Below are 12,963 nucleotides of genomic sequence, written 5' to 3'. Positions count from 1 at the left end.
ACCCCAGAACGCTTCACTCTGACCAGCAGATGATGTAACTCCTTATTCAGGACAAAAACCCTCGTTCGGCCGGCCACAAAGCGCGAAACCGTCACCGAACGTGGTCATCTCAGCACATGCTGACAATTTTTCGCCGCCGCCACCACCCACCCCGACGCGGGTCCACCCCGCGAGCTCGCGCCCCGACTCGACAAGCAATTGAAGCATGTCGATTAGTTGCGAACGAAAGCAAATTCCGGACTGCGCGTCGCCGAGTTCGCTCTCGCCGCCCGACCGGCGCGGGCCTGGATTGAAGCGGCGCGCCTCGCCGCCGTGAAAGGTGGTCACATTCGTTCGGTGCTGCTGGAAATTGGCCGGCATGCGATCCGTCCGGCCCGCCCGTGCGCCGTTCCGGCTGGTTTCCCGCACCCCGAAGCGGTCCCGGTGGCGCGGTGGTCACGGGCGGGCGCCGATGGTGGCCACGGCGCGCAGGTGGGAACGGTCGACACCGGCCAGGCCGGCCACCTCGGCGTCGTCCAGCGCCCCGCAGTCGAGCCCGCGCAGCAGGAATCCGGCGAGCGCCCGGGCGGTGGCCGGCTCGTCGAGGATGCCGCCGTCGACCCGGTCGAGGTACGCCCGCAGCCGGGCGGCGGCCGCCGGCAGCCCGTCCCGGTAGAAGGCGAAGGTCGCCGCGAATCGGGTGGGCAGTTGCCCGGGGTGCAGGTCCCAGCCCTGGTAGAGGCCGCGTTCCAGGGACCGGCGGACCAGCCGCAGGTGCAGCGCCCAGCCGGCGTGCACCGCCGCGCGGTCGCCGGTCGGCAGCACGTTGGTCGACCCGTCGCTGACCGCGACCCCGGTGCCGGCTGCCGCCACCTGGAGCACCGCCTTGGCGTGGTCGGCCACCGGATGCTCCAGGCTCTGCTGGCCGGCGGCGACACCCAGCGCGGCCGAGTAGTCGTAGGTGCCGTAGTGCAGCCCCACGCAGCGTCCGGCGGCGGCGTGCACCATCCGGGCGACCGTCGCGGTGCCGTCGGCGCCGAGCACGGCCTGCGGGGTCTCCACCTGGATCTCGAAGCGCAGGAGCGACAGCCCGTGGGCGGCCTCCAGCTCGGCGCAGAGCTGCACCATCGCCTCGACCTGGGGCAGCGACGTCACCTTCGGCAGGGTCACCCGGAACCCGTCGGGCAGGGGCCGGTGGCGCAGCAGCGCGTCGAGGAAGAGGTCGAGGGTGCGTACCGCCCGGCGGCGCGTCGCCGGCTCCAGCGACTTGATCCGCAGCCCGACGTGGCGGGTGACCGGCCCCCGGGCGAGCGCGGCGGCGGCGGCCCGGACGGCGGCGTCCTCCTCGGCGTCGCCCCGGACGCCGTACCCGTCCTCGAAGTCGATCCGCAGGTCCTCGACCGGCTCGGCGGCGAGCTTGGCGCGGACCCGGGCGGCCAGCGCGTCGGCCACGCCGGGCAGCGGGCCGTGCCGGTCGAGTGCCGCGAGCGCGGCGGCCCGCCACTCGTCGACGGTGTGCGGGCCGTACCGGTCGGCCGGCACGTAGACGGTGTGCACGGCCTGGCCCGTCGGCGCCAGGCCCGGGTAGCGCGCGGCCCGCTGCCGGTCGTCGTCGGCGAGGAGGGCGTCGAGCCGGCGCAGGACTGCGGGGTCCAACATCTATCGATCATCCCGCATGCGGGCAGGGCGAGGAAGCCCGGCGACGCGGTCGCCGTGGACCACCACGACGATGCGGCGGGCCCGGCCTGCGCCGGACCCGCCGCTCGATCGAACTCACGCCGGCCGCTGACGCACGCCGTCAGCGTCGGTTCACGCGGTCAGCGTTGCAGGGTCAGCAGGCCCGGCCGGTACGGCAGGAGGCCGTAGTCGCCGCCCGAGTTGGTGGCGCGGCCTTGGTACAGCAGCTGCAAGTTGCACGGGTCGATCGTGTTCGTCTGATCCGCGCTGGTGCGCAGCAGTTCGCCGTGGCTGATGTCGTTGGTCCAGGTGGCGCCGCTGTTGGCCTTGCCCGCGAACGGGTTGTTGTAGGTCGTCGCGTTCGGCGTCCAGGTGCCGCTCAGGCTGGTCGCCGTGAACGAGCGGAAGTAGCGCTCCCAGGAGCTGGTCCTGGCCTCGATGATCATCAGGTACTGGTTGCGGCCCTGCACCTTGTAGACCTGCGGCGCCTCGAAGATGTTCTCCGAGGTGTCGCTCATGATGGTCGTGTAGCTGGAGCCGAAGCTGCCCGGGAAGTTCCCGATCGGCATGATCTGGCGGTAGATCTTGCCGTTGTCGCCGGCGAAGAACAGGTACATGTTCTGGTCGTCGCCGATGATCGTCTGGTCGATCGGCCCGGTGCCGGAGCCGGTGATCGCCGCAGTCGACAGCGTCTGCGGGGCCGACCACCCGTTGGCGTTGGCCGGGTTGGTCGACGTGCGGTAGGAGAACGCCGTCCCGCCCCACTGGTAGGCCAGCACCCAGATGTTCTTCGGCGCGAAGTAGAACAGCGACGGCGCCACGGTGCTCTGGCTCATGGTGTTCTGGGGGGCCGAGCCGAGCTGGTTGAGGTTGTCGACCAGGCCGAAGTTCATCGAACCCCAGCCGCCGGTGGCGCTGCTGCTGTGGGTGGTGGCGTACACCAACTGCTTGCCCTGGTAGGGGGCGATGGTGAAGTCCTTCAGTGACGCCCAGCCGGCCTTCGGCTGCGCCAGCGGGCCGGTCGACGACCACCGGTAGGACGTCGGCAGCGCGCAGGAGGCCGGCGGGGTGGTCGGCGGGGGCGTCGTCGGCGGGGGCGTCGTGGGGGGCGGGGTCGTCGGCGGGTTGGTCGGGGGCGTCGTCGGCGGGGTCGTGGGGGTCGTGCCGCCGTTGCACGCCACGCCGTTCAGGGCGAAGCTCGTCGGCGCCGGGTTGCTGCCCGACCAGGACCCGTTGAAGCCGAACGACACCGAGGCGTTGGTCGCGATCGACCCGTTGTAGCTCACGTTCTTCGCGGTGACCGCGGCGCCGCTCTGGGTGACCGTCGCGTTCCACGCCTGCGTGACCGTCTGGCCCGCGCCGTAGGACCACGTCAGCGTCCAGCTGCTCACCGGGTCGCCCAGGTTCGTGATCGACACGTTGGCGCCGAAGCCCTCCCCCCACTGGGACGACACGGCATAGGTCACCGAACAGCCGGCGGCTGCGGCGTTGGCCGGCAAGGCCACGGCGACCGTCGCCGAAGCCAACAACGCGACGCCGGCGGACAACACGCCGACATTGGTCGCTTTGGATCTTGCCATAAGGCATCCTCCTGATGGGACGGCGGCTCGAAATTGGTGGTGGTCCGACAATGTGACCGTTAACAGCCGCGTCAGGTATGTTACGGGAGCGCTCCCATCGCCTCAAGACATTGATGCGCCTGCCATCCGTGCAGACGCGCCACCCTGATCCTCGACTCAGCCCGGGGCGGTCGCGCGCCCGGGTCCGGCCACGCAGCGGCACCGGTACCGCTCCGGCCCGAGGCGTTCGGGGCCGGAGCGGTACCGGTGCTGCCGGTCGTGCCGATCAGACGAAGTTCACGTCACTGCACCACATGTAGGCCTGGTCGAGGTGCGACGCCTGCCAGATGACGAAGACGATGTGGCGGCCGGTGTAACCGGACGTCGAGACGTTGAACGTGATGTTCTGCGCCGGCGCGTAGCGCCCGGTCTGCGTGATGAAGTCGAGGTTCCCCCAGCCGAGGCTCTGGGTGGTGGGGTTGAACCCCTGCTTGCTGACGTAGACCCGGAAGTAGTCGGCACCGTGGCTGGCCTGGTCGTAGAGCTGGACCGAGAAGTTGCGACTGATGTTGCTCGCCTTCCACGCACCGGGCCTGTTCAGGCTGTCGTTCCGGCTGAGGGCGTTGCTGCACAGCTGCCCGTCGGGAGTCTTGGCCTGGAACTGGCCACCGAGGCCGTCCCGGAGCGCGCTCATCCAGTTCCACATGGTGTCCGGGTTGGCCTGGAACGCCTGGTAGCACATCGGATCCTGCTGCTGCATGGCCGGGTCGGTGTGATGGCTTCCCCAGGCCTGCCAACACTGGTAGGCGCGGGTCGCCGGGCTGACGATGGTGCCGTGCGCCTGGGCCGCGCCGGCCCAGGTCAGCGTGCCGGCCAGCATGGCGAACACCATGACGAGCGCCTGCACGGACCGACGGACCGCCGACCGGGAGGGGCGACCGGATCGATCGGACTGGTGTGGAAACACTGCACATCCTCCTTCTCCGGCGCTCAATATCGGGTTAAGAGCGCTTTACACCAGCATCGCACCGATAGGTCACTATATCAATGATCATCTATTGATATCCCACGATGAATTATTCCACTGAGTTTGCTGAGAAATTTCGATCACGCCACAGGGAGATCGAAAGGGAAACCGACCTCCGGCGCGATTCCCATCCTCGGCACAACCTCGGCGCGGGCATCCCGGCAGGAACCCGGTCCGTCCGCCGCGACCACCGTGGCGCGTCGCGGCGGACGGGTCACCGCTCCTGGAGCAGTCCGCGTGCGGCCATGAAGGCGCGCAACGTCTCGGCGTCCTCGGCGGACATCAGGCCCCGGGGGATCACGGTCGCCGGCATCCGGCCGACGTACACGATCCAGAACTCCGGGGTGACCCGCACCTGGTCGACCCCGTCCCACGCGATGCCGCCGGACTCCGAGCCGCTCCGCATCATGATGTTGTCGTCGGTGATGTCGTAGCCGCCCTCGACGGCGTAGCGGCCGGACCGCCGCCGGGCCCGCCACCGCACCCACGGCGCGTACAGCATCGACAGCAGGCCGCCCACGAGCAGCGACAGCCACAGCGACGAGAACTGCTCGCCCCGCGCGGACCCGCGCGAGACGGCGAACCCGACCGCGCCGACCACCAGCAGCACCGCGCCGACCTGCCCGTACCTCCGCAGCCGGACGCTGCTGAGCGCGGCGGCCACGCGGCCCGGGTAGCCGGGATCGGCAGGTACGTCAAAGCGGATGTGCACGCCCGAACGATAGTGCCCCCCCACCCGCCTCAGCAGCCGAGCCGGTTGGTGGCCAGGGCGATGTCGTCGATCCAGAGGTCGAACTCGCCCGGCGTGGTGCCGCCCTGGTAGAGCTGCCAGCCGATCTTCACCGTGTCGACCGCCGGCAGGACGAAGGGCACGTCGTTGCCGCCGTGGTCGTTCGTGGAGGCGGTCAGCTCCGGGTTCGCCACGCCGTCGATCCACACCGCGACGCGGTTGTCGGCCGGGTCGAGCTCCCACTCGAAGCACTGCCAGGTGTCCTCGGTGACCGGGGCGGACTCCCGCCAGTTGGTCCAGTCGCCGGTCGGGCCGCCGTCGGCGCCCACCCCCCAGAAGGTGCCGGGCACCGTGGGCGCGTACTGGCCGCCGACCGGGCGCACGACCTCCGAGCTGCCCGCGCCGGTCGCCTCCACCAGCGTGAAGTGCGCCCAGTCGGGGGCGGTGGGGAAGGCGTCGACGCGCAGGCGCATCCGGCCGAAGAAGCGGTTGCCCGGTGCGGCGAAGTCGTCGACGCGCAGGAAGGCGCGCCCGTTGTCGACGGTGCGGACGTGCAGCACCTGGTTGCCGTGGCGGGCCCGCTCGACGGTGAGCGTGCCGTTGCGGGTGTCGACGCCCCACTTCAGGGTGCTGGGACCGCCCGGGGGCAGCCGCTCGAAGTCTTCGCAGAAGAGCAGGCCACGGTCGCACGCCCGCGGGGAGGCGGTCGACGCGCCGGCCGGGACGCTGCCGGCCGCGCTGCCGAGGATCAGGGCGGCGGTGAGCACCGCGAGGTAACTGCGCATGGTCATCCTCCATGACGTCCGCGGCTCGGCCGCCCGTGGCGGGTCGGAGGCCGGACGTCTCGGTCGTGGCGGGACAGGGCGCCGACGACGGGGCTCCTGCCCGTCGTCGCGGAATCGGCCCGGCGATGCGGCGCGCGCCCGCCGAAGCGGCGCGTTCCCGGCGCTGCGATGCTCCCGTGCTCACCGTTTCCCAGCGCGGTTGCCCCCGTGCTGCGGCGATGTGATCCATTCCAGCACGCCGCACGCGTTCCGGCAACATCGACGACGATCGACGCCATCCCGGCCCGGCGGCGCGACCGGCAGGGCCACGGCACGCCCGGAGGCGGTGGGGCCGGCGCGGCCGTCGGCCGACCCCACCGGGCTCACCCGGCGGTCACCCGCACGTCGGCCGGACGGAAGCCGCCCGCGCCGGCCCGGACCGGCAGCACGTCGCCCGACCGGGCCGGCACGTCGAACGACACGGTGCCGTCGGTGGCCGTCGTCGCGGTGACCCCGGCGACCTCGACGGCGGCGCCGGCGACCGGGCGGTACGCCGCGTCGGCCAGCACGCGGCTGTCGACCGTCGCCCGGATCCGCGCGGTGCCGGCCGTGACCGCGGTGGCGGTGAGGCGCAGATCGGGCTGGTAGACGCCGAGGACGACCGGGCTGGGGGTGGCCATGCTCTCCGAGCCGTCGAGGAAGGTGACGCCGTCCTCGGAGTAGTGTGCGCCTGACCGGCGCGGAGCACGGCCGGCCGGTGGTCACCCGGCGATCGGCCTGGCCGCGCTCCGGGCCCGGGTGTCGGCCCGCCGGTACAGGTGCATCTGCAGCAGCACCCAGCCCAGCGAGACGAGGCCGACGAGCACGTACGCGAGCTGGCTGGCGAAGGTGTCCCAGCAGGCGTGCAACGCCACCGCGGCGACGAACGTCGCCCCGAACACGAGCACCCGGCGCGCGCTGGGCGCGGCGGCGAGGGCGAACAGCGCGCCTGCGGTCAGGCCGGTCCAGGACAGGTGGGCGGCGGGGGCGGTCAGCCCGCGCACGAGCAGCGTCTGCTCGACGTCGCCGAGGTTGCCCTGGGACTGGACGAGGGCGGTGAAGGCGTACCCCATGGTTTCCAGGGCGGCGAAGCCGGCGCCGCTGGCTACGCCGATGACCAGGCCGTTGCCGGCCGAGCGGTGCGGCCACCAGAGCAGCAGGATCAGCACGGGGACGACCAGCTTGGCGGTCTCCTCGATCAGCCCCACGAACAGCATCGGCAGGACGCCGAGGCCGCGCAGGGTGTCGTACTCCAGCCACCCGGCGGCGACCACCCCGATGATGCCGCCGAAGAACGCCGCCGCCGCGATCACCGACCCGGGCACCTGCCACTGACCCGTGCGCCCCTGCGCGAACGTCAGGAACGTCGCGGGGGCGATGGAGGCGCCGAGCACGATGAGCGCCGGGATGAAGTTGATGTTCCGGGTGTCGACGAGCGTCGCCAGCACCAGCAGGTAGAGGGCTACGCCGAGCACGAGGACCGCTACCCACGCCCACCGGCGTCCGAACTTGGCCATGGCGGAAGTATTCCAAGGTCAGGGTCGGGGCGGGAAGACGCGCCGGCGTCCCGGTGCGGTCACTCCCGCCCCGGCGACGGCGCGCCCGACCCGGCCGGTCGTCAGACTGCCGCGCGCGACCACTGCTGGTTGGCGCCGGTGTTGCACGGATACTGCTTGAGGACCACACCGTCCGCCGTCGACGCGGCCGGCACGTCCACGCACTTGCCGCTGTGCCGCGCCCGGAGCTGGAAGTAGCTGCCGTTCGTGACCAGCTGGAACTGCTGGTTGGTGCCGCTGCCGCAGGTGTACTGGATGAGTTCGGCGCCGTCGGCGCTGGAGGCGCCCACCACGTCGAGGCACCTGCCGCTGTGCCGGCTGACGATGCGCCAGTAGCCGCTGCCGGCGTCCTGGAACTGCCACTGCTGCCACGCGTTGCCGCCGTACGTGTACTGGCCGACGCGCGCGCCGTTGTCGGTGTTCGGTTGCTGGACGTCCATCGCCTTGCCGCTGTGCCGCACGTCGATCCGGAAGAACGTCCCCGTCGTCGGCGGCGGCGTCGTGGGGTCGCTGCCGATGGCGTCGCCCCAGCCGTACCGGATCCGGTCGGCCCCGGAGGGGTTGCGGACGGTCAGGTTGAGGTCGGTGCCGCTCCCGCTGAGCGAGTACATCGAGTACCAGTCGTAGCCGATGCTGCCGGGCTTGCCGCCGAGGGCGGGCCAGTAGGTGCCGCCCATCTGGTTGTCGCGCATGACCTGGGCCATCGCGCGGATGTAGCGCACGAAGTTGTCGGTGCTGTTGGCGTCGGCGTAGTTGCGGCCGTCGTTCATGGGCGCGCCGAACTCGGTGGCGACCGCGCGGGAGGCGCAGTTGCCGAGGCGGGCCTGGATGTGGCTCCGGAAGGCGTCGTAGGTCATCTCGCCGTAGAAGAAGGCGTAGTAGTGAAAGGACAGCAGCGTCGCGTTGAAGCGACTGTCGGTGCAGATGTCGCGCAGGTCCTGGCTGAAGCCGGTGCCGCCGATGAGCACCCGGCCGGGCACCGCCGAGTAGTGGTAGCTGAGCCAGTTGGCCGCGACGTTGCGCCACTCCGCCGAGCTGTAGCCGTGCGGCTCGTTCATCGGCTCGAAGTAGACGTTGGGGTTCGTGCCGTAGGTGTTGGTCACCGTGGACCACATCGCGTTCCAGGCGGTGAGGTTGGTGATCCTGCCGCCGGAGGCGGCGCCGTCCTCCCAGTAGGCCAGGATGACCTTGAACCCGCGGGCGGTGGCGGCGTCGATGGCCCCCCGGTAGGCCTCCCACCAGGCCGTCCCCACGGTGTGGGTGTTGATCGGCAGCCGGACGGTGTTGACCCCCATGGTGGCGGCCATGTCGTCGTAGAGGGCGTTCGCCTTGGCCCGTACCGTCGCGTTGCTGTCGGACGCGCTCAGGCCCTGCACCACGAGGGGGCCGGTGCTGAAGTTGTCGCCCAGGACGGCCCAGTTCATGCCCCGGAACTGGTTGGTGGCGGCAACGGCCGGGCCCGACGTGACGACGACGCCGACCATCGCCGCCACGGCGGTCGTCAGCGTGGTCAAGGCGGCCAGCAACCGACGTGCCGGCCGGCGACGCCGTGACGGGGCCGGCGCGTGGCCGTCGGGCGGCGTGAGCCCGGTCGGGAATTGGCCGGTCGTCCGCGCCGCGCGCCGTCGAACCAGGGTCACGACGTCCTCCCGGGACGCTGGGGGCAGCATGTTATCTGCCTGTTAAGTCCGCGTTGCAGCTCAGTGTTAGCGATCTCATCCGGGGTGTCAAGGCATCGAGGATGCTCGCTCGATGCGTCGCCAGCCCCCTCGACCGACGGGCGCGGGGACCCGGCGCCCCGACATCGACAGAATGAACAGCCTCGATGAACTCGACCCGCCAACGGGGCGGCGAACCCGGCCGATGACATTGATCTTCGATGATGACATTCCTGTTTCCAGAAATCGTTTCAGCTCTAGGCGCGACTTTCCGAAATGGGTAAAGTGAGCGCACCGCCGGGCAGCCGACGTATCGGGCCAGCGGCGCATGTCCCGGGACTGGTCGGGGGAGGGCCGCCGCACACCGGGGCAATTTTCCGATGACTGCGCGGCAGAGGCCGGCTGCGACCACCCACCCGACCGGGCAAGCGCCCTCGCGTGCGGATGGTGGACGCCCAGTGGGAGGCAGCAGACCTCTCGGCCGCCTTCGACGTGCAGTGGCGAGGCAGAGGAGGCGACAGGCCATGGAGGACAACCCGTTACGTACCCGACGCGGCTTTCTGGGCATGGGGGTGGGACTGCTCGGCGCGGCCGGCCTGGCCGCATGCGGGGACACCGGGCCGTCGACGCCCCGGGTGCAGGCCGCGGTCCCGCAGGAGCTGATCGACGCCGCGGCGGAGTTGCGCGGTTCCTCGATGGGGATGCTGTCGCAGAAGCTGTACTCGGAAGCGGCCAACGCGGCGCTCGACAGCTCGATCAAGAACTTCGCCGACGTCACCGGCACGAAGATCGGAAACAGCCTGGTACAGGCCGACGCCGGCGACGCGGTGGCCAAGATCCACGCCGAGGTCGAGGGTGGCGTGGCGCGTGACCTCGCGTTCATGACCGACTCGCGGTTCGTCGCGCAGTTCCAGGCGCTGGGCGACCTGGAGGACGTGACGGACGTCGTCCAGGCGCTGACGGCAAAGTACGGCGAGCCCACCGCCGAGTCCAAGAACTACTGCGTCTTCGACGGCAAGTGGTTCGCCATCCCCTACCACTTCATCGGGATCGGGTCGTTCCTGCGCAAGGACTGGATGCAGGACAAGGGCATCTCCCCCAGGGACGTCTACACCTGGGAGGAGCTGCGGGACCTGTGCCTGGCGATCTCCGATCCGGGCAAGCGCCGGTTCGGCTGGGGCATGACCGTGAACCGGTCCGGTGACGCCAACGGCATGATCGAGGCGGTGATCAACGCGTACGGCGGGGCGATCGCCTCCAACGACGGCCGGAAGGTCACGTTCGACTCGCCCGAGACGGTGCAGGCGGTGACCTTCCTCGGTGACATCTACACCAACCCGAGGTTCAAGCCGATGCTGCCGCCGGGCGTGGCCGCCTGGACCGACTCCAGCAACAACGAGAACTGGCTCGCCGGGATCCTCGGCTACACCCGCAACCAGTTCAGCGTCTACGCGGACGCCAAGACGAAGAAGAACCCCGTCTACGCCAACACCCACGTCTTCGCCGACTGCACCGGGCCGGCCACCGACAACTCCCTGCTGCTCGGCCAGTCCCAGTGCTTCGTGATCTTCAGGGGGGCCAAGAACTCCACACTCGCCAAGCTCCTGGCGCAGTACCTGGTCACCGCGCCCGCGCTGCTCGGGGTGGCGAAGGAGGCGCCCGGCCTGGCGCTGCCCGCCTGGGACAAGGTCTGGGACGCCGACCCGTTCTTCACCAGCGGTGACCCGGCGTTCCCCGTCATGCGCAAGATCACCCAGCAGAAGCTCCCGCTGGTCACGAAGAACGGCCTGAGCTTCCCGCAGAAGGCCAGCGCGGGCCAGCAGGCCGCCGTCGGCGCCTACGTCCTCACCGACATGATGCAGCAGGTCATCCAGGGCACGCCGGCGGCGCAGGCCGTGCAGGCCGCCCACGCCAAGATGGTGCAGATCTTCACCCAGCAGGGGCTGCCGCAGTGACGTCGACCCGATCGGCACCGGCCCCGGCGGCGGCCCCGCCGCCGGGGGCCGGCTCCCTCACCGCCACCCAGCGACGACTGGGTCGTGACTGGCGGCTGGCGGCGCTGTTCCTGGCGCCCATGGCCGTGCTGGTCGGCAGCCTCATCCTCGCGCCGATCGCCTGGTCCGTCGTCACCAGCACCACGGAACGGCACGGGCAGGACAGCGTGTTCGTCGGCCTGGCCAACTACGCCGCGCTGGCCGACGACGAGCAGTTCCGCACGGGCGTGCTGAACTCGTTCGTCTTCACCGCCTACGCCGAGGTCTTCAAGGTGGTGCTGGGGCTGTCCGCAGCCCTGTTGCTGCACCGACTGCGCCGTGGACGGGCCGTGTTGGCCGGGCTGCTCCTGTTGCCGTGGGTGGTGCCGACGGTGGTCACGGCGTTCAGTTGGCGCGCGCTGCTCGACCCGATCTTCGGCAGCGTCAACACACTGCTCACCGACTCGGGGATCGGGCCGCTGCTGGCCAGTGCGCACCTGGTCGACGCCTGGCCGGCGGGCTGGCTGTCCGAGGCGTCGCTGGCCATGCCGTCGGTGATCCTGGTCAACGTGTGGAAGGGCGTGCCGTTCTTCACCGTCGCGTTCCTCGCGGGGTTGAAGGCCATCCCGGCGGACCTCTACGAGGCGGCGACCGTCGACGGCGCGTCGCCGTGGCAGCGGTTCGCCCACGTGACGCTGCCCGGGCTGCGTCACGTGATCACCGTGACGGTGACCCTGTCGTCGATCTGGACGTTCAACAACTTCGACCTCATCTGGTTGCTGACGCAGGGCGGCCCCGGCAACGCGACGGCGCCCTACGTGCTGGTCGCCTACTCGAAGGCGATCCTGCAACTCCAGTACGGGGCCGGGGCGGCGGTCACGCTCGTGATGCTGCCGGTCATCGGCGGACTGGTGTTCGTGCTGGTCCGGCTGTTGCGCCGGGACATCGGCACCGAGCCGCCCCGCCGGGTCCGCGCGGCGCGGACCACCCCACGGGCCCGTACCCTGCGGAAGGCCCTGCCGTGGGCGGTCGCCACGGCGGTCGTCGGCCTGCTGGTCTGGGCGTCGCCACACATCGCCTGGAAGGCGGCCGTGGTCCTCGGGGCGTTCCTGCTGGTCGCGGCGGCGGTCGGCCGGGTGGTCTCGGCGCTCGGGGCCCGGGGGAGCCGGCGGTCGTCGTCGCTGGTGTCCGCCCTGGCGTCCGGTGCCGCCCTGGCCGTGTTGCTCGCCTTCGTCCTGGCCCCGCTGTACTGGATCGCCGTCACGGCGTTCAAGTCCGAGGGGCAGATCGTCATGCGCGTTCACGACCTGTGGCCGACGCCGTGGACCCTCCAGCAGTTCACCGACCTCTTCGCCACCAAGCCCTTCGGCCGCTGGTACCTCAACACGGTGCTCGTGTCCGTGGCGTCCACCGTGGTGGCGCTGGTCTGCGCCGCCCTCGCGGGCTACGCGCTGGCCCGGCTGCGGTTCCGCGGGGCGCAGAGCTTCACCGTCACGGTGCTGATCACCTACGTCATGCCGGGCGCGCTGCTGTTCATCCCGCTCTACCAGCTGCTCATCGGGGTGCGGCTCACCGACTCGTTGTGGTCGCTGGTGGTGACGTACCCGACGTTCACGCTTCCGTTCGCCACCTGGCTGCTGACCGGCTACTTCGCGTCGATCCCGGTCGAGTTGGAGGAGGCCGCGCTGGTCGACGGCTGCACCCGGCTCCAGGCGTTCGGCCGGGTGGTGCTGCCGCTGGCCAAGCCGGGACTGCTGGCGGTCGCGCTGTTCACCCTGACCAACGCCTGGAACGAGTTCCTCTTCGCGTTCGTGTTCATCACGAAGGACGAGTACAAGACCCTGCCCGTGGGGATGCAGTCGATGATCACCGGGGACGTCGTGCCGCAAGGACAGCTCGCCGCGGCATCGCTGCTCGTCAGCCTCCCCGTGGTGATCATCTATGCCTTCGGGCAGCGCTTCCTGACGGAGGGGCTCACGGCGGGCGCGGTGAAGGGCTGAA

Annotated in this window: 11 protein-coding genes; 2 read left to right on the top strand and 9 right to left on the bottom strand. The window is 70.7% G+C overall.

What is annotated here, in order from left to right:
- Positions 1 to 42 precede the first annotated feature (42 nt).
- From HDA31_RS31295 to HDA31_RS31255, 9 genes are all read right to left on the bottom strand, one after another.
- Complete coding sequence (locus HDA31_RS31295) at positions 43 to 327, bottom strand: hypothetical protein (RefSeq protein WP_178066779.1); 285 nt, start codon at positions 325 to 327, stop codon at positions 43 to 45.
- 108 nt (positions 328 to 435) lie between these two features.
- Entirely contained in the window at positions 436 to 1,638 is a 1,203-nt protein-coding gene (locus HDA31_RS31290; RefSeq protein ID WP_178066780.1) for a DUF6986 family protein, read from the bottom strand.
- Positions 1,639 to 1,796: 158 nt separating this feature from the next.
- The gene (locus HDA31_RS31285) at positions 1,797 to 3,236 is read right to left on the bottom strand and encodes a non-reducing end alpha-L-arabinofuranosidase family hydrolase (RefSeq protein ID WP_178066781.1); all 1,440 of its coding nucleotides are present in this window, start codon (positions 3,234 to 3,236) and stop codon (positions 1,797 to 1,799) included.
- Between the two features lie 265 nt (positions 3,237 to 3,501).
- Complete coding sequence (locus tag HDA31_RS31280; protein WP_246384201.1) at positions 3,502 to 4,122, bottom strand: lytic polysaccharide monooxygenase auxiliary activity family 9 protein; 621 nt, start codon at positions 4,120 to 4,122, stop codon at positions 3,502 to 3,504.
- A gap of 334 nt (positions 4,123 to 4,456) precedes the next feature.
- On the bottom strand, positions 4,457 to 4,954 hold the full coding sequence (locus tag HDA31_RS31275) for a YcxB family protein (protein ID WP_178066782.1): 498 nt from the start codon (positions 4,952 to 4,954) through the stop codon (positions 4,457 to 4,459).
- Positions 4,955 to 4,983: 29 nt separating this feature from the next.
- A complete protein-coding gene (locus HDA31_RS31270) occupies positions 4,984 to 5,757 on the bottom strand; it encodes a hypothetical protein (RefSeq protein WP_178066783.1) in 774 nt (257 codons plus the stop codon).
- A gap of 362 nt (positions 5,758 to 6,119) precedes the next feature.
- On the bottom strand, positions 6,120 to 6,416 hold the full coding sequence (locus tag HDA31_RS31265; protein ID WP_178066784.1) for a hypothetical protein: 297 nt from the start codon (positions 6,414 to 6,416) through the stop codon (positions 6,120 to 6,122).
- A gap of 81 nt (positions 6,417 to 6,497) precedes the next feature.
- Positions 6,498 to 7,292, bottom strand: coding sequence for a PrsW family intramembrane metalloprotease (locus HDA31_RS31260; RefSeq protein ID WP_178066785.1), 795 nt, complete (start codon positions 7,290 to 7,292; stop codon positions 6,498 to 6,500).
- A 101-nt stretch (positions 7,293 to 7,393) separates the two neighbouring features.
- Positions 7,394 to 8,815, bottom strand: coding sequence for an RICIN domain-containing protein (locus HDA31_RS31255; RefSeq protein WP_439822726.1), 1,422 nt, complete (start codon positions 8,813 to 8,815; stop codon positions 7,394 to 7,396).
- Between the two features lie 698 nt (positions 8,816 to 9,513).
- Here HDA31_RS31255 and HDA31_RS31250 point away from each other — a divergent pair.
- A complete protein-coding gene (locus HDA31_RS31250; RefSeq protein WP_178066787.1) occupies positions 9,514 to 10,944 on the top strand; it encodes an ABC transporter substrate-binding protein in 1,431 nt (476 codons plus the stop codon).
- Positions 10,941 to 12,962: an ABC transporter permease gene (locus HDA31_RS31245; RefSeq protein WP_178066788.1), complete on the top strand. Its 2,022-nt coding sequence runs from the start codon at positions 10,941 to 10,943 to the stop codon at positions 12,960 to 12,962. Before HDA31_RS31250 ends, HDA31_RS31245 begins: the two co-directional genes overlap by 4 nt.
- Position 12,963: the final 1 nt, after the last annotated feature.

This window comes from Micromonospora carbonacea, assembly GCF_014205165.1.
In the GTDB taxonomy this organism is placed as follows: domain Bacteria; phylum Actinomycetota; class Actinomycetes; order Mycobacteriales; family Micromonosporaceae; genus Micromonospora; species Micromonospora carbonacea.
This window is presented reverse-complemented; position numbering and strand designations above follow the sequence as displayed.